The sequence below is a fragment of the Sphingomicrobium aquimarinum genome, assembly GCF_039655735.1.
GTDB lineage: Bacteria > Pseudomonadota > Alphaproteobacteria > Sphingomonadales > Sphingomonadaceae > Sphingomicrobium > Sphingomicrobium aquimarinum.
This window is the reverse complement of record NZ_JBBYXH010000001.1, coordinates 1,176,180-1,200,991: the sequence shown is the minus strand read 5'-3', so window position 1 is coordinate 1,200,991 and position 24,812 is coordinate 1,176,180. Positions and strand designations below refer to the sequence as shown.

The 24,812-nt window shown below is 63.9% G+C and carries 29 protein-coding genes; 15 read left to right on the top strand and 14 right to left on the bottom strand.

Going from position 1 to position 24,812, the window contains the following annotated elements:
* Nucleotides 1–32 precede the first annotated feature (32 nt).
* From lgt to WJS89_RS06165, 4 genes are read left to right on the top strand one after another with little or no spacing between them, the layout of a single operon-like run.
* Nucleotides 33–974 carry a prolipoprotein diacylglyceryl transferase gene (gene lgt / locus WJS89_RS06180; RefSeq protein WP_346340044.1) on the top strand — a complete coding sequence of 314 codons (942 nt, stop codon included), beginning with the start codon at nucleotides 33–35 and terminating at the stop codon, nucleotides 972–974.
* On the top strand, nucleotides 971–1,951 hold the full coding sequence (locus WJS89_RS06175) for a class I SAM-dependent methyltransferase (RefSeq protein WP_346340043.1): 981 nt from the start codon (nucleotides 971–973) through the stop codon (nucleotides 1,949–1,951). The genes lgt and WJS89_RS06175 overlap by 4 nt, the downstream gene beginning before the upstream one ends.
* Nucleotides 1,921–2,640, top strand: coding sequence for a peptidoglycan editing factor PgeF (gene pgeF / locus WJS89_RS06170; RefSeq protein WP_346340042.1), 720 nt, complete (start codon nucleotides 1,921–1,923; stop codon nucleotides 2,638–2,640). The genes WJS89_RS06175 and pgeF overlap by 31 nt, the downstream gene beginning before the upstream one ends.
* Before the next feature lie 34 nt (nucleotides 2,641–2,674).
* The gene (locus WJS89_RS06165; protein ID WP_346340041.1) at nucleotides 2,675–3,949 is read left to right on the top strand and encodes a cystathionine gamma-synthase family protein; all 1,275 of its coding nucleotides are present in this window, start codon (nucleotides 2,675–2,677) and stop codon (nucleotides 3,947–3,949) included.
* On the opposite strand, the gene WJS89_RS06160 is transcribed toward WJS89_RS06165, so the two are convergent.
* Nucleotides 3,946–4,614 (bottom strand): HAD family hydrolase, encoded by a 669-nt coding sequence (locus tag WJS89_RS06160; RefSeq protein WP_346340040.1) that lies wholly within the window; start codon nucleotides 4,612–4,614, stop codon nucleotides 3,946–3,948. The two genes, WJS89_RS06165 and WJS89_RS06160, sit on opposite strands and share 4 nt — an antisense overlap.
* Nucleotides 4,611–5,771 (bottom strand): CDP-alcohol phosphatidyltransferase family protein, encoded by a 1,161-nt coding sequence (locus tag WJS89_RS06155; RefSeq protein WP_346340039.1) that lies wholly within the window; start codon nucleotides 5,769–5,771, stop codon nucleotides 4,611–4,613. The genes WJS89_RS06160 and WJS89_RS06155 overlap by 4 nt, the downstream gene beginning before the upstream one ends.
* Nucleotides 5,772–5,864: 93 nt before the next feature.
* Between WJS89_RS06155 and WJS89_RS06150 the strand changes: the two genes are divergently transcribed.
* The 4 genes from WJS89_RS06150 to WJS89_RS06135 are packed head-to-tail and all read left to right on the top strand — an operon-like array spanning nucleotide 5,865 to nucleotide 9,282.
* Entirely contained in the window at nucleotides 5,865–6,965 is a 1,101-nt protein-coding gene (locus WJS89_RS06150; RefSeq protein WP_346340038.1) for an ABC transporter permease, read from the top strand.
* A complete protein-coding gene (locus WJS89_RS06145; protein WP_346340037.1) occupies nucleotides 6,965–7,744 on the top strand; it encodes an ABC transporter ATP-binding protein in 780 nt (259 codons plus the stop codon). The genes WJS89_RS06150 and WJS89_RS06145 overlap by 1 nt, the downstream gene beginning before the upstream one ends.
* Before the next feature lie 9 nt (nucleotides 7,745–7,753).
* Nucleotides 7,754–8,707, top strand: a complete 954-nt coding sequence (locus WJS89_RS06140) for an MlaD family protein (RefSeq protein WP_346340036.1) — start codon at nucleotides 7,754–7,756, stop codon at nucleotides 8,705–8,707.
* Nucleotides 8,704–9,282: an ABC-type transport auxiliary lipoprotein family protein gene (locus WJS89_RS06135; protein ID WP_346340035.1), complete on the top strand. Its 579-nt coding sequence runs from the start codon at nucleotides 8,704–8,706 to the stop codon at nucleotides 9,280–9,282. The genes WJS89_RS06140 and WJS89_RS06135 overlap by 4 nt, the downstream gene beginning before the upstream one ends.
* Here WJS89_RS06135 and pepN read toward each other — a convergent pair.
* The 4 genes from pepN to WJS89_RS06115 form a co-directional block, all read right to left on the bottom strand.
* Nucleotides 9,279–11,879, bottom strand: a complete 2,601-nt coding sequence (pepN, locus tag WJS89_RS06130; protein ID WP_346340086.1) for an aminopeptidase N — start codon at nucleotides 11,877–11,879, stop codon at nucleotides 9,279–9,281. The genes WJS89_RS06135 and pepN overlap by 4 nt on opposite strands.
* A gap of 28 nt (nucleotides 11,880–11,907) precedes the next feature.
* Nucleotides 11,908–12,843 carry a DMT family transporter gene (locus tag WJS89_RS06125; RefSeq protein ID WP_346340034.1) on the bottom strand — a complete coding sequence of 312 codons (936 nt, stop codon included), beginning with the start codon at nucleotides 12,841–12,843 and terminating at the stop codon, nucleotides 11,908–11,910.
* Complete coding sequence (locus WJS89_RS06120; protein WP_346340033.1) at nucleotides 12,840–13,841, bottom strand: threonine aldolase family protein; 1,002 nt, start codon at nucleotides 13,839–13,841, stop codon at nucleotides 12,840–12,842. Before WJS89_RS06120 ends, WJS89_RS06125 begins: the two co-directional genes overlap by 4 nt.
* Nucleotides 13,842–14,084: 243 nt before the next feature.
* Nucleotides 14,085–14,507 (bottom strand): DUF1330 domain-containing protein, encoded by a 423-nt coding sequence (locus WJS89_RS06115; RefSeq protein WP_346340032.1) that lies wholly within the window; start codon nucleotides 14,505–14,507, stop codon nucleotides 14,085–14,087.
* Nucleotides 14,508–14,715: 208 nt separating this feature from the next.
* Between WJS89_RS06115 and WJS89_RS06110 the strand changes: the two genes are divergently transcribed.
* Nucleotides 14,716–15,282 (top strand): thermonuclease family protein, encoded by a 567-nt coding sequence (locus tag WJS89_RS06110; protein ID WP_346340031.1) that lies wholly within the window; start codon nucleotides 14,716–14,718, stop codon nucleotides 15,280–15,282.
* A gap of 22 nt (nucleotides 15,283–15,304) precedes the next feature.
* Here the strand turns inward: WJS89_RS06110 and WJS89_RS06105 are convergent, their stop codons facing one another.
* Nucleotides 15,305–15,526, bottom strand: coding sequence for a DUF2188 domain-containing protein (locus WJS89_RS06105; protein WP_346340030.1), 222 nt, complete (start codon nucleotides 15,524–15,526; stop codon nucleotides 15,305–15,307).
* Nucleotides 15,527–15,877: 351 nt separating this feature from the next.
* Here WJS89_RS06105 and WJS89_RS06100 point away from each other — a divergent pair, with 351 nt between their 5' ends.
* The 4 genes from WJS89_RS06100 (at nucleotide 15,878) to WJS89_RS06085 (ending at nucleotide 17,919) form a co-directional block, all read left to right on the top strand.
* Entirely contained in the window at nucleotides 15,878–16,279 is a 402-nt protein-coding gene (locus WJS89_RS06100; RefSeq protein ID WP_346340029.1) for a hypothetical protein, read from the top strand.
* Nucleotides 16,280–16,282: 3 nt separating this feature from the next.
* Nucleotides 16,283–16,678 carry a hypothetical protein gene (locus WJS89_RS06095; protein ID WP_346340028.1) on the top strand — a complete coding sequence of 132 codons (396 nt, stop codon included), beginning with the start codon at nucleotides 16,283–16,285 and terminating at the stop codon, nucleotides 16,676–16,678.
* 31 nt (nucleotides 16,679–16,709) lie between these two features.
* Nucleotides 16,710–16,991 carry a hypothetical protein gene (locus WJS89_RS06090; protein WP_346340027.1) on the top strand — a complete coding sequence of 94 codons (282 nt, stop codon included), beginning with the start codon at nucleotides 16,710–16,712 and terminating at the stop codon, nucleotides 16,989–16,991.
* A gap of 154 nt (nucleotides 16,992–17,145) precedes the next feature.
* Nucleotides 17,146–17,919 carry a GIY-YIG nuclease family protein gene (locus WJS89_RS06085; RefSeq protein ID WP_346340026.1) on the top strand — a complete coding sequence of 258 codons (774 nt, stop codon included), beginning with the start codon at nucleotides 17,146–17,148 and terminating at the stop codon, nucleotides 17,917–17,919.
* An 18-nt stretch (nucleotides 17,920–17,937) separates the two neighbouring features.
* Here the strand turns inward: WJS89_RS06085 and WJS89_RS06080 are convergent, their stop codons facing one another.
* The 3 genes from WJS89_RS06080 to WJS89_RS06070 are packed head-to-tail and all read right to left on the bottom strand — an operon-like array spanning nucleotide 17,938 to nucleotide 19,798.
* Nucleotides 17,938–18,534 carry a hypothetical protein gene (locus WJS89_RS06080; RefSeq protein WP_346340025.1) on the bottom strand — a complete coding sequence of 199 codons (597 nt, stop codon included), beginning with the start codon at nucleotides 18,532–18,534 and terminating at the stop codon, nucleotides 17,938–17,940.
* An 11-nt stretch (nucleotides 18,535–18,545) separates the two neighbouring features.
* Entirely contained in the window at nucleotides 18,546–19,583 is a 1,038-nt protein-coding gene (locus WJS89_RS06075) for a ribonucleotide-diphosphate reductase subunit beta (RefSeq protein ID WP_346340024.1), read from the bottom strand.
* Nucleotides 19,580–19,798, bottom strand: a complete 219-nt coding sequence (locus WJS89_RS06070) for a hypothetical protein (RefSeq protein WP_346340023.1) — start codon at nucleotides 19,796–19,798, stop codon at nucleotides 19,580–19,582. The genes WJS89_RS06075 and WJS89_RS06070 overlap by 4 nt, the downstream gene beginning before the upstream one ends.
* Before the next feature lie 77 nt (nucleotides 19,799–19,875).
* Here WJS89_RS06070 and WJS89_RS06065 point away from each other — a divergent pair, with 77 nt between their 5' ends.
* Complete coding sequence (locus WJS89_RS06065; RefSeq protein ID WP_346340022.1) at nucleotides 19,876–20,109, top strand: DUF2171 domain-containing protein; 234 nt, start codon at nucleotides 19,876–19,878, stop codon at nucleotides 20,107–20,109.
* 155 nt (nucleotides 20,110–20,264) lie between these two features.
* Here WJS89_RS06065 and WJS89_RS06060 read toward each other — a convergent pair whose 3' ends face one another.
* On the bottom strand, nucleotides 20,265–20,450 hold the full coding sequence (locus tag WJS89_RS06060) for a hypothetical protein (protein ID WP_346340021.1): 186 nt from the start codon (nucleotides 20,448–20,450) through the stop codon (nucleotides 20,265–20,267).
* A gap of 32 nt (nucleotides 20,451–20,482) precedes the next feature.
* Nucleotides 20,483–22,348 carry a ribonucleoside-diphosphate reductase subunit alpha gene (locus WJS89_RS06055; RefSeq protein WP_346340020.1) on the bottom strand — a complete coding sequence of 622 codons (1,866 nt, stop codon included), beginning with the start codon at nucleotides 22,346–22,348 and terminating at the stop codon, nucleotides 20,483–20,485.
* A gap of 603 nt (nucleotides 22,349–22,951) precedes the next feature.
* Between WJS89_RS06055 and WJS89_RS06050 the strand changes: the two genes are divergently transcribed.
* A complete protein-coding gene (locus WJS89_RS06050; protein ID WP_346340019.1) occupies nucleotides 22,952–23,614 on the top strand; it encodes a DUF2490 domain-containing protein in 663 nt (220 codons plus the stop codon).
* 78 nt (nucleotides 23,615–23,692) lie between these two features.
* Here WJS89_RS06050 and WJS89_RS06045 read toward each other — a convergent pair whose 3' ends face one another.
* Nucleotides 23,693–24,220 carry a DUF3617 domain-containing protein gene (locus WJS89_RS06045; RefSeq protein WP_346340018.1) on the bottom strand — a complete coding sequence of 176 codons (528 nt, stop codon included), beginning with the start codon at nucleotides 24,218–24,220 and terminating at the stop codon, nucleotides 23,693–23,695.
* Nucleotides 24,221–24,254: 34 nt separating this feature from the next.
* Nucleotides 24,255–24,806, bottom strand: a complete 552-nt coding sequence (locus tag WJS89_RS06040) for a DUF3617 domain-containing protein (RefSeq protein ID WP_346340017.1) — start codon at nucleotides 24,804–24,806, stop codon at nucleotides 24,255–24,257.
* Between the last annotated feature and the right edge of the window lie 6 nt (nucleotides 24,807–24,812).

Below are 24,812 nucleotides of genomic sequence, written 5' to 3'. Positions count from 1 at the left end.
CTATGAGGCAGGAACAGTCAAGGAAAGCCAGTATGACCGCTCTGCCCGCCCCCAACCCCGTTCCGTCGGAAAATGCGATCGACGATTATACCGCCTTCCCCGATCTCGGACTGTCGGACACCGCGCTCAGCCTCGGCTTCTACGATCTCAAATGGTATTCCATCGCCTATATCGCGGGCATCTTCATCGGCTATTGGTACGTGCTCAAGCTGGTTAAGCAGCCCGGCGCACCGATGGCGCGGCGGCATGTCGACGATCTCGTCTTTTGGGCGGCGCTGGGGGTCATCCTCGGCGGACGTCTGGGCTATGTGATCTTCTACAACCTGCCCTTCTATCTATCGAACGGCACGACCATGTTCGGTGTCGATCTGCCGCCGCCGTTCGGGATCCTCAACCTTCGCGACGGAGGCATGAGCTTCCACGGCGGGGTCATCGGCGTCAGCCTCGCGATCATCCTCTACAGCTGGAAGCACAAATTGAACTGGCTGCGGGTGCACGACTATGTCGCCTGCTGCGTCCCGATCGGGCTGGGCTTCGGGCGGCTCGCCAATTTCGTGAACGGCGAATTGTGGGGCGGGGTGACCGACGTGCCTTGGGCAATCCGCTTCGTCGAGAATATCAACGGGGTCGCCGTCCTCGGCCCGCCGCGCCATCCGAGCCAGCTCTACGAGGCGGCGCTCGAGGGGCTGGTACTGTTCGTCATCCTTGCGCTGATGTTCTGGAAAACGAAGGCACGATACTATCCCGGCATGCTCGTTGGCGCATTCGTCTTCTTTTACGGCCTCTTCCGTTTCCTGATCGAATACGTGCGCGAGCCGGACAGCCATCTGACCGACTTCGCGCTCGCGAGTGGGCTGCAGATGGGGCAATGGCTGAGCCTGCCGATGATTCTCGGCGGGGCATTCCTGATGGCGACGGCGAAGAAGCGCCGCGTGCGGGTCGAGCCGACGTTCGGCACCCAAAGCGTGGCGTGAGCTTCGCAGACGACATCATCGGACGCATCGACGCCGAAGGGCCGATGACGCTCGAAGATTATATGGGCGCCTCGAACGCGCATTATTATGCCAGCCGCGACCCGCTGGGGCGGGGGGGAGATTTCACCACCGCCCCCGAAATCAGCCAGATGTTCGGCGAGATGGTGGGCGCCTGCCTCGCGGACATGTTCTTGCGCGCAGGCGCGCCGGCCGATGCGGCTTACCTCGAGCTTGGGCCGGGACGGGGCACGCTGGCGACCGACGCGCTGCGGCTGCTGATGGGTGTCGGGTTCAAGGGCGAACGGCATTTCGTCGAAACCAGTTCGGTGCTGCGCGCCGAACAGGAGAAGCGCCATCCGACCGCCACATGGCACGAGGACGTATGCGACCTGCCCGGGCGACCGCTGCTGATCGTCGCGAACGAGTTTTTCGACGCGCTGCCCGTTCGGCAGTTCGTGGGGGATGTCGAGCGGCGCGTGACACTGGAAGGTGACCAACTGCGCTTCGATCCTGAGGGACGTCCGACGCGTGAAGAGGCGCCAGTCGCCAGCGAAATGATGATGCGGCTGGCGGAACATCTCGTAACGCACGGCGGCGCGATGCTCGTCATCGACTATGGCTATGCCGGGGCGGAGCAGGGCGACACGCTGCAGGCGGTCCGGCGACACGAAAAGGTCGGCGTCCTCGACTATCCCGGCAGCGCCGACCTGACCGCGCACGTCGATTTCGCCGCGCTCGCCCGTGCTGCAATCGCGGGCGGGGCGCGGGCGACGCGGGTGATCAGCCAGGGCAACTGGCTCGAGACGTTGGGCCTCGGCCCGCGCGCGCAGGCACTTGCCGCGCAGAACCCCGAGCGCGCCCACGACATTGCGGCGCAGCGGCGACGGCTGGCCTCGGAGGAGGCGATGGGCAGGCTGTTCAAGGTGATGGCGGTTCATCATAGGGGATGGCCGATACCGGCGGGTCTGGGCGGATGAGCGAACGATTGATCGCGCCTTCGATTGCGTTCGGACACGGCTTCTTCGACCGCCATGTCGCTCTAGAGGATGCGGCGCGTGCGCTTGATCCTTCGGCGGGCGTCGTGCGCGCAAAGCAGGTGCATTCCGCCAAGGCGCTGCCCGTCGAGACTCCGTTCGCCGATGGGGAGCGACCCGAAGTCGATGCGCTGGCGACGGCGACGCCGGGCCTAATACTCGCCATCGTCACGGCCGACTGCGCGCCCGTCCTGCTTGCCGACGAAGAAGCGGGCGTGATCGGGGCCGCCCATGCGGGGTGGCGCGGCGCGATCGGCGGGGTCACCGACGCCTGCATCGGGACGATGCTTTCGCTGGGCGCCAGGATCGATCGGATCGCCGCCGCCATCGGTCCGACGATCGCCCAGAAGAATTACGAAGTCGGCGAGGATTTTCCCGACGCCTTCCTCGAGGAAGATCCCGCAAACGCCGCCTTCTTTCGCGAGGGGCCGAGCGGGCGCCCACACTTCGACCTTCCCGGCTATGTCGCCGCCCGGTTGAAGGCTGCGGGCGTGAGCCGCGTCTGGCTCTCGGACGAGGATACCTATGGCCAGCCTGATCGATGGCCGAGCTACCGCCGCGCCTGCCACGACGGGTCGGATCGCGATGGACGGCTGGTCAGCATGATTGGCATGACGGCGCCGGACCGCTAAGCGGGCGCCAACCAGTTTTCAGGAGAGACATGACGTGAAAGACCGCAAGATCGGCGACCACAAGCTCGACCCCGCAACCTTGATGATGGGCTATGGCTACAATCCTTCCTTGTCCGAGCAGAGCCTCAAGGCTCCCATCTTCCACACCTCGACCTTCGTTTTCGACAGTGCAGCCGAGGGCAAGCATTTCTTCGAAGGCATCACGGGGAAACGCCCGGGCGGCGGCATGGAAGGGCTCGTTTATTCGCGCTTCAACAATCCCAACCAGGAAATCCTCGAGGATCGTCTGGCGCTGTGGGAAGAGAGCGACGACGCGCTGGTCTTCTCGAGCGGAATGACCGCCATTTCGATGATGATGCTCGCGCTCTGCCGGCCGAATGACGTCATCTTGATGAGCGGCCCGCTCTATGCGGCGACCGAGAGCGTCGTCATGAAGATTCTGCCGCAGTTTGGCGTCCAGCACCTGGACTTTCCCGCCAGCGCGACCCGCGAGGAGATCGACGAAGCGCTCAAGAAGGCGCAGGCGATGGCCGAGGAAAAGGGCGGCAAGGTCGCGCTCATCTATCTCGAAAGCCCCGCCAACCCGACCAACGCGCTGGTCGACGTGCAGGCGGTCGATGCAGCGCGCCGCGCGGTTTATGGTGAGGACGAACTGCCCCCGATCGCGATGGACAATACCTTCCTGGGGCCGCTCTGGTCGGCGCCGCAGCGGCACGGCGCGGACCTCAGCGTCTACAGCCTTACCAAATATGTCGGCGGCCATTCGGATCTCGTCGCAGGCGGAATCACCGGCAAGCAGGCGCTGATCGACCAGATCCGACCGATGCGGAACACATTGGGCGGCATCTGCGACGCGAACACGGCATGGATGCTGCTGCGCAGCCTCGAGACCGTCGAAGTGCGCATGACCCGCGCGGGCGAGAATGCCGCAAAGGTCTGCGAATTTTTGCGATCGCACCCGAAGGTCGAAAGCGTTGGCTATCTCGGTTTTCTCGAAGAAGGCAGTCGTCAGCGCGACATCTACGACCGTCACGAGCTGGGAGCAGGATCGACCTTCTCGCTCTATCTGAAGGGCGGGGAGGCGGAGGCCTTCAAGTTTCTCGACGCGCTCAAGATCGCAAAGCTCGCCGTCAGCCTCGGCGGCACCGAAACGCTTGCGAGCGCGCCCGCCGCGATGACGCATCTGTCGGTGCCCGAAACACGCCGGCACCAGCTCAAGATCAGCGACAATTTGGTGCGCATTTCGATCGGCATCGAGAAAGCCGACGACTTGATCGCCGACTTCAAGAACGCGCTCGAAGCGGTTTAGCCCCAGTCCTCGACGGCATACCCCCTGACGGCGGCGATCCTGCGAAGGTCGTCGTCGGGGTTTACCGCCACGGGCTCATCCGCCCACTCGAACGCGAACGCGTCCGAATTGTGATCGGAATAGAAGCGGACGTGCTCGCGATCGAGGCCCGCGTCCTTCAGCCAATCCTCGATCATGGTGAGCTTGGCGGCGCCGTAGCAGTTATACCCCTCGATGCTGGCATGGATCATGTCGTCGATCCCGCCCTTGGTGCCCGTCCCGATGACATGGTCGAACCCCAATGCATCGCCGATCGCCTTCGCGTAGAAACGATAGCTGGCGGTCGCCATCACCAGCATCCGGCCCTCGGCGCGGTCGCGTTCGATCGCCTGGCGCGCGCCGGGTCGCAGATTGTCGCCGAGTGTTTTCTCGGCGAAACTTTGAACCACGGGGAGCAATTGCTGCTCGCGAACCGCCGATCCGATCAACAGCCGATGGTTGATCTCCTTCAGTTTGGCGCGGTCGATGGCGCGCAAGAGGTAGGCTAGCACCGACAGACCAACGAGCGGCAACAGCAGGAGCCTCCACGGTGCGCGCTTGACTGCCGCATGCAGCAGGAAGGGCGTGTAGGTTGGCCGCCGCGTGATGGTCTTGTCCATGTCGTAGATCGCAAGATCGCGTTTCATCGTTCCTCGCCTTCAAGCCATGTGGTGGGCCATTCGCGTCGCAACGCGCGGTTCTTCGCGGTCGCCAGCCGCGCTGCATAGACGATGACCGTCGTCAGCGACCAGAACGCCACCCACTGAATTCCCCACTCGGGCCGCATCAGAACGAGGCTGACGCCGAGGATGAGGATGTTGATGTTGCGACGGGCCGATATCAGCCGGAAACGACTGTCGAACCGCCGCCAGAGCGACAGCGGGAAGCCGTAGCGGCGATCGAAGAAGGCTTCCATCGCGTGCAGCATGAAGAAGGCCGCGATGATGGTCGCAAGCAGAAGTCCCGCATAGACCGGCTCCAGCGCACGCGCGCCTGCCTCCACGCCGTTCATCCAGCCGATGTACCACAGCGGCGGGTGGACGAGCCCGAGTAAGGCATCGAGCCGACGCCCGAGCGCGCTCGAGGTGCCCGTGACCTTGGCGAGCTTGCCGTCCATGCCGTCGGCGAGGAGAAACGCGACGGCCAAGAGGATGCCGAGCCCGAAGGCGGCGAACCAGAACGCCAGGAAGGCCAATAGCGCCAGCAGCGCCGCGATCGCGGTCAGGCGGTTGGCGGTCAGCCCGGCACGCGCCGCGGCGCGGGCGATGCGGAAAGCGGGCAGACGCAGCATTCCGAGTGTTACCGCGTCGGCAACGCGCGGCGTGGCGGCGGCATAGAGCGCACGCTCGATTTCGCCGAGGTCGGCGCTTTCATCGAGGGTGGCAATGAAGGGGCGATGGCGCTGGTCGACGGCCACCAGATCGATTTCGGCCGTGTCGATGACCGTGAAAACCTCGGCGCGTTCGAAGCCCTCGGCGGCAAACAGTCTTTCCGCCTCCATCCGTTCGGCGGGCCGCCGGCTATGCGCCAGCACGGGCTGGCCCTGGTGGACGATGAGGTGGCCCGGGTGCGCAAGGATATAATCGAGCCACCCGGGAGAGACGACATGCCCGACGTCCTGGATGACGATGGCGCGATCGCCGGTCTCCCTGAGGCTGTCCTCGGTGCCTGGCTCCATGCCGGCCATCGAGGCGACGCGATAGGCCCGCATGCGCGCGTCGAGCCCGAAGGGACGCAGATCGCTCTGGCCCAGCGGTACGAAGAGGATCGGCCGCTCGCCGCTGGTGGGGGACTTGCCGCGCATGGTCGCTTTCAGGGGTAGATTGGGCCGCCCAGCCACACAAGCGCCCTCTTTGCGTGCTTGCCGCGGCCCGCGCTTTGTCTCAAGGAGGGATTAATGGCGACGCGGAGCGAAACGACCGACAGCGAGACGGCCAATGTGCTGCGCCCGAACGGGGCGCTGACGATCTCGCGCGTCGGGAGTCTCGAGCGCGACATCAACGCCGCGCCCGATCCGCTGACCATCGATCTCTCCGACATCGACCGTGCCGACACGGTCGGTGCCTGGCTGCTCTATCGCACCAAGCGCGAGCGGGGTGCGACGCTCCAGAATGTGCCGCCCAAGGTCCGCGCGCTGCTCGACGAAGTGAAGGACGCCGATCAAGCGACCCGCATCAAGCCCGAGAAAAAGCCCGGCCCGCTCCAGTTGTTGGAAGAAATCGGCATCTGGGCAGGCGACTTCTGGCGCACGTTCCTCGGGTTGGTCGGCTTTCTTGGCGCCACGATCGTCGGCTTCGCCGCGGTCATCCGCCATCCGCGACGGTTCCGCTTCAACGCGGTCGTCCAGCGCTTCGACCTCGTCGGGGTCCGCGCGCTCGGCATCATCGGGCTGATGAGCTTTCTCATCGGTATCGTGATCGGCCAGCAGGGTGCGGTGCAGCTGCGCCAGTTCGGTGCCGAAGTGTACACGATCAACCTGATCGGCCGCCTGACGCTGCGCGAATTGGGCACGCTGATGACAGCGATCATGGTCGCGGGCCGCTCGGGCAGCGCTTTCGCCGCGCAATTGGGCACCATGAAGATCACCGAGGAAGTCGATGCGATGCGGACCATCGGCGTCTCGCCGGTCGAGGCGCTGGTCATTCCGCGCGTCATGGCGGCGGTCATCATGATGCCGCTGCTCGCCTTTTTCGCGATGGTGATGAGCCTTGTCGGGGGCGGGCTGTTCGTCTGGGTCGCGCTCGACACGCCGCCACTCACCTTCATTCAGCGCCTTCAGGAAGTCACTCCGATCACCGATCTGTGGGTGGGACTCGTCAAGGCCCCGATCTTCGGATTCCTGATCGCGCTGTCGGGGTGCTACCAGGGAATGCAGGTGAAGGGGAACAGCGAGGACGTCGGCATCCGCACCACAAACGCGGTCGTCCAGTCGATCTTCCTCGTGATCGTCATCGACGCCATCTTCGCGGTTTTCTTTTCGGCGATCGGGTGGATCTGATGGAGAATTGCGATCCCATCATCGAGGTGCGCGGCCTGCGCAACGAGTTCGGCGATCAGGTCGTGCACGAAGACCTCGACCTTACGGTCTGTCGCGGCGAGATCATCGGCGTGGTCGGCGGTTCGGGCGCGGGCAAGAGCGTGCTGATGCGCTCTATCATCGGTCTGCAGACCCCGGCGGCGGGGGAGGTCCAGGTTCTCGGCGAGGATATGGTCGGGCGCGACGATGTCGAGGCAAAGAACATTCGGCGGCGCTGGGGCGTCCTGTTCCAGAACGGCGCGCTCTTCTCTACATTGACGGTCGCCGAGAACGTGCAGGTCCCGATCCGCGAATATTTTCCCTTTATCAAGCCGCCGCTGATCGACGAGATTGCTGGTTACAAGATCGCGATGAGCGGCCTTGGCGAAGAAGCCGGGCCCAAGTTCCCGAGCGAATTGTCGGGCGGCATGCGCAAGCGCGCCGCGCTCGCTCGAGCGCTCGCACTCGATCCCGAACTGCTGTTTCTCGACGAACCGACCGCGGGCCTCGACCCGATCGGCGCGGCCAAGTTCGACAATCTCATCCTGTCCCTGAAGAAGAAGCTCGACCTCACCGTGTTCCTCATCACGCACGATCTCGACACACTGCATGCGATCTGCGACCGTGTGGCGGTGATTGCCGACAAACATGTCATCGCGGTGGGCACGATCGAGGAGCTGACCGCGCTGGACCATCCGTGGATCCAGGAATATTTCTCCGGACCGCGCGGCCGTGCGGCCATGCCCAAAGCGGCCGAATAGGAAACGCCCATGGAAACCCGTTCCAACCACATTCTCGTCGGCACCATCGTTCTCGCGCTGCTTGCGGGCCTGCTGATCTTCACCGTCTGGGTGGCCGGCCTGTCGGCGAGTGCGAAAAAATGTTTCGACATCTATTTCCCGGGTGACGTCAGCGGGCTGACGCGCGGATCGAACGTCAGTTTCGCGGGCGTGCCCGTGGGCGAGGTCGACAGTATCGAACTGCTTCCCGACCGCCCCGAATTCGTCTGGGTGCGCATCAGCGTGGATGCCGATGCGCCTGTCCTCCAGGGCACCGAGGCGCAGATCGCTGGCGTCGGCTTTACCGGCATTTCCGAGATCCAGTTGCAGGGGGCCACCACCGGCGCGCCGCCCGTGACCGACATCGGGCCGCAGGGCTGCCCCGTCATCCGCTCCTCGCAGAGCGTGCTCGACAGCGTGCTCAACTCGGCGCCCGAACTCATCGACCGCATCCAGCGGCTGACCGAGCGCCTGTCGGAGCTTTTGTCGGACGAGAACCAGAATTCGATCTCGGACATCCTCGAGAATATCGACAGCGCGACCTCGACGCTCGCCGAGCGCGCGCCCGACCTCGCCGATGCGATCACCGACGCCAGCGTTGCCGCGCGGCAGGCCGGCGTCGCGGCCGAGCGGTGGGGGCAGGTCGCCGAGACCACCGACGGCATCCTGAAGGAAAATGCCGCACCCGCCTTCGCCGAATTGCAGACATCGATTTCCGCGCTCCGAAGCGCGACCGAAACGCTGGACGGCGCGATCAGCGATGCGCGCCCGGGTCTCAAGCAGTTCAGCGAGAGCACGGTGCCCGAGGCCGACAAGCTCATCCAGGATCTGCGCGGCCTGTCCGACAGTCTCGAGCGCTTCTCGGACCGATTGGACAGCCAAGGGATCGGCGGCGCGATCGGTCCCAAGAAACTTCCCGACTACAAGCCCGGAGAGGCTCAATGATGCGTAATGTCTTCGCGATTTGCGGCACCGCCCTTCTGCTCGCCTCGTGCGGGCTCCCGAGCCTCGGCGGCGGCGACCCGCCTGCCCAACTGGTGACGCTCTCGCCGACCGCGCCGGAAGCCCCCGCCAATCTCACGCGCAGCCAGGCCGTGAGCTTCGCCGTGCCGCTGATTCCCGAAGCGCTGGCGACGACGCGCGTCGCGGCGATCCGCGGCGGCACGGCGGTCGCCTATATCGAGGACCTCACGCTGGTCGATATGCCCGACACCCTGTTCCAGCAGCTCGTGTCCGAAACGGTGTATCGCTCGAGCAATCTTCTCGTGATCGATCCGCGGCAGGGCGGCAACATCCCCGCGCTCAACGTCACCGGCACGCTCTATCGCTTCGGCTTCGATGCCGACACGAGCGAGGTCGTCGTCGGGTACGAGGCAATGTGGAATCGCGACGGCGAGGTTGCCAGCCGCCGCTTTGAAGCCCGCGAGCCCGCGGTCGGTTATGCCGCCGACGTCACGCCCGCGCTCAACCGCGCCGCCAACCGCGTTGCCATGGACGTCGCGAACTGGATCGCAGGCTAACCCAAGCTTTTCGTGACCTGTTCGTAGACGTCCTTGGACAGACTGTCCGCCGCCGCGATCCGCTCCAGCGCAGCCTTCATCTGTTGTGCCCGCTCCGGTACGAACCGGCGCCAGCGCCCCAGCGGCGGCACCAGACGCGCCGCGACCTGCGGATTGAGCTTGTCGGCCTCGATGATCATATAGGCCAGAAGCGCGTAGCCACGTCCTGAGGCGTGATGGAACACCCACTGGTTGGCGGTGAAGCTGCTGACCAGCGCGCGCAGGCGATTGGGGTTGGACATGGTGAAAGCGGGATGCTTGCGCAGCGCCTCGACATCGTCGATCCCGCTCGGCCGTTCGGCGCGCGCCTGTAGCCCGAACCATTTGTCGAGCACGAGACTGTTCTCCTTGTAGCGCTCATAGAAATCGTCGAACGCCGCATCGCGCTCGGGCGCATCGAGGCTCGCCAGCGCCTGCAGCGCGCCCTGCCGCTCGGTCATGTTGCGCGCAGCGTCATATTGCGCCTTCGCCTCTCGTGCGCCAGCCGTCGCATCCCCCGCCGCAAGATAGGCAAGGGCCATGTTGCGAAGCGCCCGCTCGCCCTTGGCCGCGACCGAAAGGTCGTCGCCCGCGGGCGGATCGCCTTCGCGGAGCGCACGGAAGTTCGCTGCCAGCGCCGTCCCGATCGCCTGTTTCAGCTCCGTTCGCCGTTCGTGGATCGCGTCGGGATCGATCCGGTCGAGCTTCTCGCTGATATTGCTTTCGGTCGGGAGCGCGAGCGCTTCCGCCTTGAAAGCCGGATCGAGCCGATCGTCGCCGAGCGTGGCCTCGATCGCTGCTACGACGGCCTCGGTCTCTAGCGAACGGTCGCCCTTGATGGCGGGTATCAGCGCCCGCAGGCTGAGTTCCTGGATCGCCTCGTAGCGCGCGAACGCATTGCCATCCACGCGCGCCAGTGCGGCCAATTCCTCATCGGTCCGATCGGTCTCGAGTATGATCGGCGCGGAAAAGTCGCGATTGAGCGAGAGGATCGGCTTGACCGCATCCTCGTCTTCGAAGGTGACGGTCATTTCCGCTTCGTCGAGCATGACCAGCCGTTCGCCACCGTTCAGTTCGCGTCCGTTCTGCTCGTCGAGCATCGCCATCTTGAGCGGGATGGCCATCGGGCGCTTGTCTTTCTGACCCGGCGTGTCGGGGATTTCCTGCTGTAGCCGGATCGAGATCGAACGGCCCTTGGGATCGTGCGACAGATGCGCGCGCACCTTGGGGGTCCCGGCCTGACTGTACCAGAGCCGGAACTGGGACAGGTCCTTGCCGCTCGCTTCCTCCATCGCGCTGACGAAATCCTCGCAGGTCGCCGCCTCGCCGTCGTGTCGTTCGAAGTAGAGATCGCTGCCCTTGCGAAAATCGTCATGCCCGAGAATCGTCCGCATCATGCGAATGAGCTCGGCGCCCTTGTTATAGATCGTCGCCGTATAGAAGTTCGCGATCTCGATGTAGCTATCGGGGCGAACCGGATGCGCCAGCGGCCCGGAGTCCTCCGGGAACTGAATCGCGCGGAGCAGCCGGACATCCTCGATCCGCTTGACCGCCTCGTTATTGTGATCCTGGCTGAAACACTGGTCGCGAAAGACGGTGAAGCCCTCCTTCAGCGACAGCTGGAACCAGTCGCGGCAGGTGACACGATTGCCCGACCAGTTGTGGAAATATTCGTGCGCGACCACGCCCGCGATTCCGTCATAGTCGTCGTCGGTCGCGGTGTCGGGGTCGGCGAGCACGTAGCGCGAATTGAAGATATTGAGACCCTTGTTCTCCATCGCGCCGAAGTTGAAGTCGTCGACCGCGACGATGTTGAACAGGTCGAGGTCATATTCGCGCCCGTAGACCTCCTCGTCCCATTTCATCGCGTCCTTGAGCGCCTGCAAGGCATGACCGGTGCGCGGCAGGTCGGCCTCGCGCACCCAGATGTTGAGATCGACCTTGCGTCCCGAGAACGTCGTGAAAGTCGAATGGTTGGCGTCAAGATCGCCCGCGACCAGTGCGAAGAGATAGGACGGCTTGGGGAACGGATCTTCCCATCGCGCCCAATGGCGCCCGTCCTCGCCCTTGCCTTCGGCGGTCTTGTTCCCGTTGGCGAGCAGGATCGGATAGGCCGTTGCATCGGCGTGCATCGTGACGCTGTAGGTGGACAGCACGTCGGGGCGGTCGGGATGGAAGGTGATGCGGCGGAAGCCCTCGGCCTCGCACTGCGTGCAGAGGAGCCCGCCGGACGCATAGAGCCCCATCAACTGGCTGTTTGCCGAGGGATCGATTTCGACCGTGGTGCAGACCTCGTGCGTTTCGCCCGACAGCTCGATGACGAGCATATCGCCTTCCATCGTCCAGCGGGCATCCTGCCCGTCGACCTGCACTTCCAGCGGCTTCAAGCCGTCGCCCGCCAGCTTGAGCGGCGTGTCGTGCGAGCCGTTGCGCTCCACCGACAACGTCGCGCGGATCTTGGTGGCCTTCGGGGCGAGATCGAAATCGAGGTCGACGTGCCGCACCCACCAGCGCGGCGGCTCGTAGTCCTTTGCGTAGGTTTCGACATGATCGGGGGTGGGCGGCGCCTCGGGGTTCATCCGCGTATCGGCCATTGCGTCTCTCTCCTTACCCCGCGTCGGGGTTTGTAATCTTCATCGGGCGCTGGCGGCTGTAGAGCGCCAGTGCAAGCCCCGCCATGGCGACCGCGGCGCCGGCGAGGCTCAATGTCGTCCAACGGAAACCTTCGAACAGGGTCGAGAGTGCCATCGCGACGATCGGTACCATCGCGCTCGAGTAGGCCGCCTTGCCCGGCCCGATCCGCCGCACGACGGGATAATAGAGCGAAAAGCAGACGACCGAGGCGGCAAGCGCGAGCCACAGCAGCCCCGCCCAATAGCCCAGACGCGTCTCGATGGTGGGCGCGCCGTGGAGGGCATAGGCGATCGCCCCGTCCGCCACCGCCCCGATCGCCATCGCCCAGGCAAGCAAGGCAAACAGCGGAAAACGCTTGGTCGCCTCGCGCGCCTGGTAGACGTTGCTGATTGCCGCGGCGAGGAGCGCGAAAATCGTCCAGCCGACACCGATCAGCAACGGCACGAGCGTCAGGTCGGGCCGTTCGCGCAACTCGTGGAGGAAGAGCAGCCCGATGCCGACACAGGCGACGAGTGTGGCGGCGATGAAGCGCTTGCCGGGGCGCTGCCCGAGCCACCACCAGCCGAGCAGCGCATTGGGAAGCATCAGCAGTGCGAACACCGTCGCGACGAGGCCGGAGGTGATATAATGCTCGGCGGCATAGACGCCGTTGAAATTGAGGCAGAACTGGCTGATCCCGACGATCGCCGCCGCCGTCAGGAAGCCGGGGGTGGGCTTCAGGCTCTCTCCGCGCCAGCGCGCGACCAGCCCCATGCCGATCGCGGCGATGATGAAGCGGTAGGTGACCGACCAGGGCGCGGGCACCACCGCCAGCTGGTCCTTGATGACGATCCACGTCGAACCCCAGATGAGCGTGAAAATGAGGAACGGCAGCCAGACCTGCCGCAGTCCTTCTCTGGGTAAGCTCATAGGGCCGCGATGGCCTCGGCGAGCTTGGCAACCTCGGCGTGGTCCTGGTCCCAGCTCGTGACGAGCCGCACTTCGCCCTCCGCCCAGTCGTAGAAGTCGAAACCGGCACGGCGCAGGCGCCCGGCTTCCTGAGGCGTCATGCGGACGAACAGCTCGTTGGCCTCGACCGGATAGACCAGCCGGTCGCCGCAGGCCTCGGCGAGCATGGTGGCGGCCTCGTTGGCGCTACGGGCATTCTGCAGCCAGATTTCGCCTTCGAGCATGGCAAGGATCTGCGCGGCGGCGAAGCGACCCTTGCTGAGGAGGTGGCCCGAACGCTTCTTCATGACGCGGACCGTGTCGGCGAGATCGGTGTCGAACAGGATCAGCGCCTCGGCGTTCATTCCGCCGTTCTTGACGAAGCCGAAGCTGAGCGCGTCGACGCCTGCCTTCCACGTCAGCTCGGCGGGCGAGGCGACGCCGCCGACGACGGCATTGGCGAAACGCGCGCCGTCGACGTGGAACTTGAGATCGTGCTTCTCGGCAACCTCGCCAAGTGCGGCCATTTCCCTATAGTCGTAGCGAAGGCCATATTCGGTGGCGTTGGTGATCGACAGGCAGCGAGGCTGGACCTGATGGACGTCCTTGCGCACCCGACCCACCGCCTCCTCGACTGCCTGCGGGGAAACCTTCGCACCGGGGCCGTCGAGGAGCATCAGCTTGGCGCCGTGGGCAAAGAGGGCGGGCGCGCCGGCTTCGTCCTGCTCGATATGCGCCATGCGGTGGGTGAGGATCCCGCCCCAGGGCGGGCACATCGCCGCCAAGGCAAGGCCGTTGGCGGCGGTGCCGGTGGTCACCCAGATGGCGGTGACCTCGGTTTCGAACAATTCCGAAAAGGCCGCGTCCATCCGCGTCGACCATTCATCGCCGTCATAAGCGGTGTCGAGGCGGTTGGCGTCGACGAGGGCCTGCATGACGGCGGGGCAGGCGGGGGCGGCATTGTCGGAGAAGAAGCGCATATTGCCTCGCTTAGTGCCTCGTCCAACGCCGTCAACGGGGCATAAAAAATGGGGCCGGTCGGCTGCTCGCCATCCGGCCCCGAGATCTTGGGGAACATCATGAAGAAAGCATTTCGCTTTCACCTTCACCCTAGCCAGAGATGGTTAACGCTTTCTGTATCGCCACCTTCTTCGTCGCTGAAAAGCCTCACTTTATCGACATTTGACTGGCACAATCGGCGACCTGTTGCGCGACCGCCACAGTCAGTCCCGCTGGAGGGCGATGGGCGTGCAGCGGATGAGACGGCTGTCGGTGAGCGCGGCGGTGCGGTGGACGGTGCAGGCGATATAATCGGGATCGCCGATCATGGTCAGGAACGCCTCGGCGTCGGGATAGCGGGCGATGAAGGCCATGTCCCAGGATTCCTCGGCGGGGCCGATGAGCGTCAGGGCGGGCGAGGCCGTCCAGATGACGTCGAGGCCGAGGCGGGCGGCGATCTTCTGCGTCTCCGACAGATAGGTGCGATAGGCGCTCGCGCCGCTGGTGCCTTTGCCCGCCGCCTCATGATCGTCGGGATAGTCGGCGACGTCGCGGAAGGCGACGAGGTTGAGCATCTCGATGGGCTCGCCGAAGGGCAGGTTCCGGAAGGCGGCAATCTGCGATTCGGTGGGGGCGATATGGGTCATGACGAACAAGGCCTGTTGGAAAATTCCCGAGGGAAAGGGGGCAAAGCTGACGGTGGGGGCAGCTTCGCCCGTGCGGCTCGCGCAGCCGCGTCGCAAGGATGGGTGGAAGCGGACGGATGCGACATGGGAAACAGCGTGGCAGATCGGGCGCGTGTAGGACAGGGCGGAATATTTCGCGCGGGCGATGGCGAGCGGCTAGGATCAGACGATGAGCAAGATCATCCGCTTCCGCCGACCGATGGTGCACCGCAGGTTTGCGCGGCGGCCGGGCGGAATGCGGCGCCGGCGGCGAGGCGGGTTCGAGGCGCTGCGGACAGTCACAATGCTTGTCGTCTTGCTCTGCCTCTATGCGTTGAGCGAGCCCGCGCTGGTGCCGACGGGCGGGGTGTTCGTGGCGGAGCGCGAGCGGGTGGCGGAGCGGTTCACTTTGTGCGGGCCGGGGCGGGGCCATGCCTGCGTGATCGACGGCGACACGATCAAGCTGGGGAAGCGCAAGGTGCGGCTGATCGGCCTCGACGCGCCCGAACTCATCCACCCGCGCTGCGAGCGCGAGGCGCGGCTGGCGAAAAGCGCGCAGGAGCAACTTCTGCGGCTGCTAAACGGCGGCGCGTTCGTGATGCTCGCCGACCGGCGGGACAGCGTCGACCGCTACAGGCGCGATCTGCGACGGCTGGTGCGGCCGCGGCAGGACGGGAGCGAGGAGGATATCGCCGAGCTGATGATCGCGCAGGGACTGGCGGCGCGGTACGTCGGCATGAAGGCGGACTGGTGCTGAGAGCGGTTGGAGGGAACGAGGCCTAGCCGGGGTGGCGGACGGGGTCGTGGCCGTAGGTGTGGCGCTCGCGGATCTTGCCGTCCTCGCCCTGGAGGAAGACCTCGACCTCGTCGGCGCGGCCCATGCGGCGGGCTTCGTCCCAGGCGTCTTCCTGCGTCTCGTGGACGCTGGAGGCGCGGGTCGCGCCGGCGCGCTTGACCTGCCAGCCGTCGTTATGGGGGGTGCACCAGATGTTCTCGGCCATGGGATGGATCTCCTGTTTCAGATTTCGTTTCGTAAGGAGAACGGAGCGCGGAGTCGCGGCGTTGCGCGGGGAGAGGCGAGGCGAGTCGATGGTGGGGCGAAGCGTGTGCGGGGCGCGGAAGTTCACGAAGGTCACGCTACGTGCGGCTGTGTTCGTCTTCCTCGCCGGCTGCTCGATCGGGAGAAACGCGGCGGGCGGTCGGTGGCCGAAGGCGGACATTGGGAGAAGGATGGCAGATGGGGGGCGTGTAGGACAGCGATTTGCTGCCCGACGATCGGGCCACGAAGCGTCTTTCCCTTTTTCCATCTGCGCATATAGTCGGTGCCGCTCGGCGTGCAGGGGAAAATTGAAATGAACGATGAAATGGGGCGACCGACGTCGCTGACGGTGATCGGCTGGATCCTGATCGTGCTCGGGGCATGGCAAATCGCGAATATCTTTCTGACGCAGGGGACGCAAACCTATCAGGACGCGCTGGCGGCTTCGGGTCAGGATCCGACGGTAGCGATGATCCTCAACGTGGTGGGCGGCCTGGTTTCGGTGGCGGCGGGATGGGGCGCGCTCAAGGGCGTCGACTGGACCCGGCTCGTCTATTTCGGCTGGATGGTGCTCGCGTCGGTATATGCGTTGATCGTCAGCCCTTTCACCGTGCTCATCATCGTGGGGCTCGTCTTTCCCCTCGTCATCCTGTTCTTTCTGTTCCGCCCCGCGGCGAACCGTTGGTACGGCAAGTCCTACCTCGGTCGAGACTGATCCATGAAGCGCGGATGTGGCGCAGGCCTTCTGGGCTGCGGCGGTTTCATGCTTGCCGGTGCGCTGATGCTGCTCGTCATTCGCGTCGAGGATATCGAACCGAACATCAGCCCGATCATCTTTCTCGTCGTGGCGGTGTTCGCAGCCCTCCCGATGGGGATCGGGCTGCTGATGCGCGCTCGAAGCCGGCGCGCCGACCTCGGGTTGACCCTGATGATCGCGGGCGGGGCGGGCTTTCTGATGTGCCTGTACTGGATCGCGATGACCGTCGATCCGGCGGCGCGCGACATGATGGAGCAGATGGGGCAGCCGATCGATGCCCAGCCGGTGCCGGGGCTCCTCGCCGCCATCGCCACGACGGCGCTCGGCTGGTGGTGTTGGCGCGGACGGCAGCAGTAGCGGGGCGCGGCGAGGAGGCGAGCGGGGCGCGATGACCGAAACGACGATATGGTGGATCGTGGGGGCGTTTTTCCTCGGCCACATCCTGGGGCGGATCCGGCGTGGGGGTGGGCGGCTGCCGACGCCGACGTTCAGTGACGACGCGGTGCCGCCGGACACGCTGCGCGCGGTCGACGAGGCGCTGGCGCGGGGGCGCAAGATCGAGGCGATCAAGCTGTTGCGCGAGGGAACGGGAACGAGCCTCTACGACGCCAAGGCCTTCGTCGAAGCGCGCGGGATGCCGGTGAGGAGGAAGGGCGATCCGGTCGGGTAGGCACCGAGGATAGGACAAGCGGAGCGAAGCGAGGGCGCCTATCCGAGAGATGCCGAACCGCGGACGGCCTGCTCGCCTTAGCGAGACAGGACCGACGGGGTCAGGCCGCCCTGACCCCGCTTGCGATTGTAGAATAAAGAACCTCGTTATACGCTTGCATCACGATGCGACCCTTTTTCACCTGTGTTTTGATGGTCTTCGGATTCTTCGGCGGCATAGGGCTGGCTATTCTCATCATGGTTTTGGCCTTTTGATGGAGACCGAAATGTTACGGACGTCATATCTCCTTGATCATGGTTTTCGGGCCTTGGGGAACTGGTCGCTGGACGGCGAGGCGATCGTGGTTCCGGAAGGCGTCGTGGATGCGCGCGGGGTGTATGCATTCGCGATCGACGGAGAGGTCCAGTACGTCGGACTGGCATCCAAGTCGCTTCGAAAGCGGCTCTATTTCTACGCAAAGCCGGCTTCAACCCAGATTACAAACATTCGGCTCAATAACCTGATCGCTCAACGCTGCCGCGCAGGTCGAAAAGTTGAAGTGCTTGTTGCGCAGCCGGGGGATGCGGAGTGGAACGGCCTTCGCGTGAGTGGGCCCGAAGGACTTGAGGCTGCGCTGATTGAGGATTTCGACTTGCCTTGGAATGCGCGGGGAGCGCGAAAGGCCAGCGTAGCAAGGCCCGTTCGTCCGAAACGAAATGTCGGCACGAGCGGCAAGAGCACTGTCAATGCGAACGCGAAGGCCGAACTTCTGTCTTACATTCGCAAGCGCCCCGGGATGACCGAGATCGAACTTGCAGGGAAAATGTTCGGTCGGGGAACGCCGCAGCAGCGCGTTAATCCGATCTGTCGTGCTTTGGTGGCAGAGGGCCTCATCGTGCGCGAAGGCCGGGGTGGCCAAGGAGATCCGTTCACTTATAGAGCGCGATGAATCGCTCAAGCTTGCCCACTATCTAGCAAGTGACTCAAGCCATTCTTGAACTGGTGCATGCAAACTTGGCAAATATTTTTCGGAGGTCATTCCGTAATCAAAATAAACACCCGCCTTCCCTGACTTGAGTGTGGCAGCTTGCTCGGAAGATAATTCTAATTCTTCGTCGAGAAGCAGAATTGGTTTTTTCGAACTTGTGAGCCGTGCAAGGATTTGGAGCCGATGTGTTCCAGCTTCAAAAATATATGACTCACCTTTAGGCGGCAGAAAGTGATGGCTCATAGCGAGCCCAGTTTCGGGGACATGCAGTCCCGCACCCCTCACAAGCTTGTCGTCGCCGTGAACCCAAATTGGGAAGGCCTGCATCGACACATTTCGAGACAAGTTAGCCCAGAGACCTTCGACGACTCGACCTCGCTTGGAGGTGGAATAAAGCGTTGCGCGAGCGAATACTTTAGCCGGACCGTCCATCAACCCTTTGGCGCCGTCCGCGCCAAAATAAATTTGGTTAGGGCGCGTCATTCTAACGGTGCCACGACGAAGCAATGTCAGCCACATCGTAATGGCTGACACGCTGAGAGCTAAAATAGAAAGAATGAAGGACGCGGTCGTCACTTCAAATATTCCTACTTCGCAAACATATCCGCCAACATTTCATCCCCCGCGTCGTCCGCCTTGCCGACCTTCGCCTTCTGACGGCTGTCGAAATTCTCCCAGACGGTGTTCCAGTCGCCCTTGGTGGCGCCCTTCGAATATTCGGTCGCGCGGGTCTCGAAGAAGTTGGCGTGTTCGACGCCGTTCAAGAGCGGGGCGAGCCAGGGGAGGGGGTGTTCCTCGACCATGTAGATGGGCTTGAAGCCCAATTGGCCCAGCCGCCAGTCGGCGATGTAGCGGATGTACTTCTTGATGTCCTTGGGCGTCATGCCCTCGACGGGGCCGAGTTCGAACGCGAGGTCGATGAAATTGTCCTCGAGGCGCACGACCTTCTGGCAGCAGTCGATGATGTCTTCCTTGACCTGCTTGGTGAGGCAGTCGCGCTCCTTCACGAACTCGTGGAAGAGGCGGATGATGCCTTCGCAGTGGAGGCTCTCGTCGCGCACCGACCAGCTGACGATCTGCCCCATGCCCTTCATCTTGTTGAAGCGCGGGAAGTTCATGAGCATGGCGAAGCTGGCGAAGAGCTGGAGCCCCTCGGTGAAGCCGCCGAACATGGCGATCGTCTTGGCGATGTCCTCGTCGTTGTCGACGCCGAACTCGTTCATGTAGTCGGCCTTGTCGGCCATTTCCTTGTAATCGAGGAAGGCCGAATATTCGCTCTCGGGCATGCCGATCGTGTCGAGGAGATGCGAATAGGCCGCGATGTGGATCGTCTCCATGTTGGAGAAGGCGGCGAGCATCATCTTCACTTCGGTGGGCTTGAACACGCGGCCGTACTTCTCGTGGTAGCAGTCCTGCACCTCGACGTCGGCCTGCGTGAAGAAGCGGAAGATCTGCGTGAGCAGGTTGCGCTCGTGCTCGGTCAGCTTCTGCGCCCAGTCGCGGCAATCCTCGCCCAGCGGCACTTCCTCGGGCATCCAGTGGACCTGCTGCTGGCGTTTCCAGTAATCATAGGCCCAGGGATATTCGAACGGCTTGTAGGTCTTGCGGGCTTCCAGAAGGCTCATCGGGTTTCTCCCTGGGTTGTGGGGGCGAACGGATTAGCGCCCAGCCCCAATGCGAAAATGGTGAGGGCGAGGCCCAAGGCGGTGGCCATGGTGCCGGCGATACGGTTGCGGTAGCGGGCGGGTTCGTCGGCGGGCCGGCGCGTGAGCAGCCAGACGCCCGAGACGAGCGCGATCGCACCGACGAAAAGCATGACGAGCGATGAAGTGATGGTCATGCGCGGTCTCCCGAGGAGCGATGCTCCCCGCTCACCCGTTGGTAGGGTGAATAGAGAAAAAAGGGAGACATATCAATATGTTCGAGAAACAACGCATCAAAGAGCACATGGAAATCACCGACGCGAAGGGTCAGCATGTCGGCACCGTCGATGGGGTCGAAGACGATCGCATCAAGCTGACCAAGTCCGACGCCGCCGATGGTAGCCATCACTTCATTCCGATGAGCGATGTCGACCGCCTGGAAGACAATCGCATCTACCTCACCGAAACCGCGCGTATTCCTGCGGGCCTCGGTACGGTCGGTTCGTAACCGACGGATGACAGGGGCGCGGCGGCTGGGAGCCTCAAGGAGGTCCCGCCGCCTCGCAGCCCCCCTTCCGGCAGTCAGCCGGTAAGGTTTGGAAAACGAAGAACGTCGCGCCGAACTTAGCGCGGCGTTTTTCTTTTGGGTGACGGCGGCGCGCATCAGGCGATCGTTCCCGACAGCGCGAGCCAGACGAAGAGGGCGGCGACGAGCGGCGCGCTCACGAGCATGATGGTTCCCAGCCGCGCGGTCTCGCCACCGTAAGACCGGTAGCGAAGACCCATCACGACATTCACCACGAAGATGAAGGCGGCGGCGGCCAACAGTATTTTTTGTGAGTCGGTCATCGCCACCTCCCCAGCGGCGAGTGCTCACCCGCCTATTGGCAGGCGAGGCACTCGTCATAGTCGGTGGAGGGCAGCTCGTACTTGGCGGCCTCGGGCGTGTTGTCCTTCTCCACACCGCCCGCGAAGCCCGCCCGCTGCACGGACTTGGACCGCAGGTAGTAGAGCGACTTGATGCCAAGCTCCCAGGCGCGGAAGTGGAGCATCAAAAGGTCCCACTTGTCGACGTCGGCGGGGATGAAGAGGTTCAAGGACTGCGCCTGGTCGATGAAGCCCGCGCGGTCGCCCGCGAGTTCCAGGAGCCAGCGCTGGTCGATCTCGAAGCTGGTGCGATAGGCGGCCTTCTCGTCCTCCGACAGGAAGTCGAGGTGCTGGACGCTGCCGTCCTTCTCGAGGATCGAATTCCAGACCTGGTCGGAGTTCTTCGACTTTTCATCGAGGATCCGTTCGAGATACTTGTTCTTGACGATGAACGATCCCGACAGCGTCTTGTGCGTATAGATGTTGGCGGGGATGGGCTCGATGCAGGCCGACGTGCCGCCACAGATGATGCTGATCGACGCGGTCGGCGCGATCGCCATCTTGCAGCTGAAACGCTCCATCGCGCCCATGTCCTCGGCGTCGGGGCAGGGGCCCCGCTCGGTGGCGAGCATCATTGAGGCCTCGTCGACCTGCGCGCGGATATGCTTGAAGATCTTCAAATTCCACGACTTGGCCATGGCGCCCTCGAAGGGGATGCCGCGGGCCTGGAGGAAGCTGTGGAAACCCATGACGCCGAGGCCGACCGAACGTTCGCGTTCGGCGCTATATTTGGCGCGGGCCATCTCGTCGGGCGCGCGGGCGATATAGTCCGAGAGGACATTGTCGAGAAAGCGCATGACGTCCTCGATGAACTGCTCGTCGCCGTTCCACTCGTCCCAGGTCTCGAGGTTGAGGCTGGAGAGGCAGCATACCGCGGTGCGGTCGGCGCCCAGATGATCGCGGCCGGTGGGCAGCGTGATTTCCGAGCAGAGGTTCGAAGTCGAGACCTTGAGCCCGAGATCGCGGTGATGCTTGGGCATCGAATTGTTCACGGTGTCCGAGAACACGATATAGGGCTCGCCGGTCGCGAGACGGGTCTCGACCAGCTTCTGGAAGAGCGCGCGGGCGTTGACCTTGCCGCGCACGCTGCCGTCACGCGGCGACTTCAGTTCGAACTCCGCACCGTCGCGCACGGCTTCCATGAATTCATCGGTGATGAGGACGCCGTGGTGGAGGTTCAGTGCCTTGCGGTTGAAGTCTCCCGAGGGTTTGCGGATTTCGAGGAATTCCTCGATTTCGGGGTGCGAGACGTCGAGGTAGCACGCCGCCGACCCGCGACGCAGCGAGCCTTGGCTGATGGCGAGCGTGAGCGAATCCATCACGCGCACGAAGGGGATGATTCCCGAGGTCTTGCCGTTGAGGCCGACAGGCTCGCCGATGCCGCGCACGCTGCCCCAATAGGTGCCGATGCCGCCGCCCTTGGAGGCGAGCCAGACATTCTCGTTCCAGGTGCCGACGATGCCGTCGAGGCTGTCGTCGACGCTGTTGAGATAGCAGGAAATGGGCAGGCCGCGACCCGTGCCGCCATTGGACAGGACGGGAGTGGCGGGCATGACCCACAGCTTGGAAATGGCGTCGTAGAGGCGCTGGGCGTGCGCCTGGTCGTCGGCATAGGCGGCGGCGACGCGCGCGAAGAGATCCTGGTAGCTTTCGCCCGGGAGCAGGTAGCGGTCTTCCAGCGTGGCCTTGCCGAACTCGGTGAGCAGGGAATCGCGGCTCGAATCGATTTCGATCGCGAAGCGGCGTTCGTGGACTTTCTTGGAGTCCGACACCTCGACGATGTCCTCGGCGCTGACTTCGGTTCCGGTCGAAAGATCCATGATGCACTCCCCTCAGATGTTCGCAGGCGCGAGTCGCCCGATGTTCCTGTTTCGTTCGACTCGGCACCTACGCCTGAATCGATCCGATTTGAAGCGGCGACGGAGTCATTTCAGACACTTATCCCCACTGTCCCCGTTACGCACAGCTTCCCCCCTGCCGGAAATGGGTATCTCCGGCCCCAATCGCAAGATGTTGCGGGACGTGTGCGCTCTTAACACTAGGGATTGTGTCCAAGGGGCCGTCGCAACGCAAGAGTCATTTTTGCAACGGTGGATTAAATTAAGCCTCGTTAACCACATTTTGCGCGGGCTTCCGCCGCTTTTCGGTGGCCGAAAAAACTGTGGATGTTTTCGTTGCGATAACGCCACGGGGGGAACCCGCTTTCGTCCGAGTTCGCCCCTCCCCTCCGGCAGACTCCAATCCGCCACGGAGGCGTTGCGTCGAAGCCGCACCCGCACGAGCGGGGGTTGGAACGAGCGGGCGACAGCGATTCGAACTTTGTGACAGACTTGTCACCAAAGCGACACGAACCTTTGCTCAAGGCGTCACAATCGAACGGCCGGCCTGCGGTCGCGCTTCGTATTTCGGGTGGGGACGGACACGTGATCAGGAAATCAGAAGTTTTTACTGCGGTGGTGGCCGCGACCTTTTTGGGCGCAGCGCCGGCGGCGGCGCAGGACGAGGCGTTCGAATTCTGGATCAATCCGTCGATCGGCACCGACATCGACGAAAAGACGGGCATCGAGCTGGAAACGGCGCAGCGGCTGCGTTCGTCGGCGGACGGGCGCGCCGACACCTATTATTATCGCTTCTGGGTAAAGCGGAAGATCGCGGGCGGGTTCACGCTCGGCGGCGCGGTCGAGCAACGCTACAATGATCCGGGCAGCAACGAATTTCGTTCGATGCAGCAGATTTCGAAAAGCTTCGGGATCATCAAGACGCGCGCGCGGCTCGAGCAGCGTTTCTCCGAAGGCGCCGACCAGATGGGATTGCGGCTGCGCACGCGCGGCGGGGTCGGGATGCCGATCAGCGCGGACGGGCGCTGGAGCTTCGGGGCGAGCGCCGAGCCTTTCTGGACGCTGCGGCCGCGGCGCGAGGGCGGGGATACCGGGCTGACCAGCCTCGAAACCAAAATCGGCGTGGCCTACGAGGTCAGCGACAATTTCGAACTGAGCCTCGACTATCTGCGCGCGCAGGCCTTCGAGGACGATGCGCCCGACGAGATCGGCCATGCGCCGCTGGTGGGGCTGTCCTTCACCTTCTAGCCGTCACCACAGACAAAAAGAGGGGAGGCGGACCTGACCGGTGCGCCTCCCCCTTTGGTCATCGGATGATCCTGGCTGCTAGCCTTCGACGTCGGTGTCGAGATCGCCCTCGGCTTCGGCCGGGGTGCAGTCGCCGGTGCGTTCGCCGGTGATCGTGCGGGTCATCTGATAGTCGCCCTCGCCCGCGAAGGCGCTGCCCGAGCGAACGGTGCCGTCGACACCTTCGGCGGTGAAATCGGCCTCGACCTGAAGGTTCACCTGCCCCGCGGAACGGTTGCAGACGAGCTGCTGACGCAGGCGGCCCTTGCGCTGATACGGGTTCTCGATGGTGCAATCATCGCCGTCCTCGCCGAAGGCAGCGGCGGGGAGCAGCCCGTCTTCGCCCACGCAGACCTGGATTTCGCGCGTGTCGCCCATGCCCGAACTGGTGGCGGGCTCGCCATCGTCGACCGAATCCAGTGCGGTCACTTCGGTACGGATGACGAAATTGCCGGGGAGGAACGTCTCGGCGGGGGCCGCTTCTTCCTCGACCACCGCTTCCTCGCCGCCACCGCCACATGCGGCGAGGCCGAGCGCCAGCGCGCTCACGATCACATAATTCTTCATATCCAGTCCCTCCTGTTGAAACAAAATCCGGGCGCTAGGCCGGGTCGCCCGCGCAGTCGCCGACGCGTTTGGCCGAGACGCGCATCGACATGTCGATCCCCTGATCGGACAGGCTCTCGGCGCGCATCGAAATATCGTAGCTCTCGGCGCCATAATCCCCCGACATGACCATGCGCTGGCGGACGCCCTCGACATTGCAGACCATCTCGCTGTCGATCTTGCCGTCCTTGAGGCTGAAGCGCTCGTAGGTACAGTCGGCATCCTCGCCGGTGAAGAAGCGCGAATCGGGTTGCTCGACTTCTTCTTGGGTGAGGCAGGTGCGATAGGTCTGCGAACCCATCTGCTGTTTCATGTTCTCGCGCATTTCGTCGGTGAGGCCGGGCATCGAGAGTTCCTCGACCGAAATGGTGCTTTCCCACTGGCCGGCCTGCATGAATTCGCCGCGGCTCATCGCTCCGCCCAACTGGCTTTCGATTTCCTCGCCCGACAGCGTGCCGTCGCCGTCGGTATCCTTGACCTCGCCGTCGTTCGCGGAGCCGCAGGCGGCAAGGGCGGTGGCGAGAGCGAGCGTTACGATGGCGCGCATGAATTG

What these genes read in the sequence shown, in the direction of transcription:
- WJS89_RS06160 (WP_346340040.1), bottom strand. Translation starts at nt 4,614, where the DNA reads ATGAAACGCGATCTTGCGATCTACGACATGGACAAGACCATCACGCGG.
- WJS89_RS06155 (WP_346340039.1), bottom strand. Translation starts at nt 5,771, where the DNA reads ATGCGCGGCAAGTCCCCCACCAGCGGCGAGCGGCCGATCCTCTTCGTA.
- WJS89_RS06120 (WP_346340033.1), bottom strand. Translation starts at nt 13,841, where the DNA reads ATGCGCTTCTTCTCCGACAATGCCGCCCCCGCCTGCCCCGCCGTCATG.
- WJS89_RS06100 (WP_346340029.1), top strand. Translation starts at nt 15,878, where the DNA reads ATGAACGATGAAATGGGGCGACCGACGTCGCTGACGGTGATCGGCTGG.
- lgt (WP_346340044.1), top strand. Translation starts at nt 33, where the DNA reads ATGACCGCTCTGCCCGCCCCCAACCCCGTTCCGTCGGAAAATGCGATC.
- WJS89_RS06040 (WP_346340017.1), bottom strand. Translation starts at nt 24,806, where the DNA reads ATGCGCGCCATCGTAACGCTCGCTCTCGCCACCGCCCTTGCCGCCTGC.
- WJS89_RS06060 (WP_346340021.1), bottom strand. Translation starts at nt 20,450, where the DNA reads ATGACCGACTCACAAAAAATACTGTTGGCCGCCGCCGCCTTCATCTTC.
- pgeF (WP_346340042.1), top strand. Translation starts at nt 1,921, where the DNA reads ATGGCCGATACCGGCGGGTCTGGGCGGATGAGCGAACGATTGATCGCG.
- WJS89_RS06125 (WP_346340034.1), bottom strand. Translation starts at nt 12,843, where the DNA reads ATGAGCTTACCCAGAGAAGGACTGCGGCAGGTCTGGCTGCCGTTCCTC.
- pepN (WP_346340086.1), bottom strand. Translation starts at nt 11,879, where the DNA reads ATGAACCCCGAGGCGCCGCCCACCCCCGATCATGTCGAAACCTACGCA.
- WJS89_RS06045 (WP_346340018.1), bottom strand. Translation starts at nt 24,220, where the DNA reads ATGAAGAATTATGTGATCGTGAGCGCGCTGGCGCTCGGCCTCGCCGCA.
- WJS89_RS06150 (WP_346340038.1), top strand. Translation starts at nt 5,865, where the DNA reads ATGGCGACGCGGAGCGAAACGACCGACAGCGAGACGGCCAATGTGCTG.
- WJS89_RS06070 (WP_346340023.1), bottom strand. Translation starts at nt 19,798, where the DNA reads ATGACCATCACTTCATCGCTCGTCATGCTTTTCGTCGGTGCGATCGCG.
- WJS89_RS06115 (WP_346340032.1), bottom strand. Translation starts at nt 14,507, where the DNA reads ATGACCCATATCGCCCCCACCGAATCGCAGATTGCCGCCTTCCGGAAC.
- WJS89_RS06090 (WP_346340027.1), top strand. Translation starts at nt 16,710, where the DNA reads ATGACCGAAACGACGATATGGTGGATCGTGGGGGCGTTTTTCCTCGGC.
- WJS89_RS06140 (WP_346340036.1), top strand. Translation starts at nt 7,754, where the DNA reads ATGGAAACCCGTTCCAACCACATTCTCGTCGGCACCATCGTTCTCGCG.
- WJS89_RS06110 (WP_346340031.1), top strand. Translation starts at nt 14,716, where the DNA reads ATGAGCAAGATCATCCGCTTCCGCCGACCGATGGTGCACCGCAGGTTT.
- WJS89_RS06145 (WP_346340037.1), top strand. Translation starts at nt 6,965, where the DNA reads ATGGAGAATTGCGATCCCATCATCGAGGTGCGCGGCCTGCGCAACGAG.
- WJS89_RS06065 (WP_346340022.1), top strand. Translation starts at nt 19,876, where the DNA reads ATGTTCGAGAAACAACGCATCAAAGAGCACATGGAAATCACCGACGCG.
- WJS89_RS06105 (WP_346340030.1), bottom strand. Translation starts at nt 15,526, where the DNA reads ATGGCCGAGAACATCTGGTGCACCCCCCATAACGACGGCTGGCAGGTC.
- WJS89_RS06095 (WP_346340028.1), top strand. Translation starts at nt 16,283, where the DNA reads ATGAAGCGCGGATGTGGCGCAGGCCTTCTGGGCTGCGGCGGTTTCATG.
- WJS89_RS06075 (WP_346340024.1), bottom strand. Translation starts at nt 19,583, where the DNA reads ATGAGCCTTCTGGAAGCCCGCAAGACCTACAAGCCGTTCGAATATCCC.
- WJS89_RS06135 (WP_346340035.1), top strand. Translation starts at nt 8,704, where the DNA reads ATGATGCGTAATGTCTTCGCGATTTGCGGCACCGCCCTTCTGCTCGCC.
- WJS89_RS06055 (WP_346340020.1), bottom strand. Translation starts at nt 22,348, where the DNA reads ATGGATCTTTCGACCGGAACCGAAGTCAGCGCCGAGGACATCGTCGAG.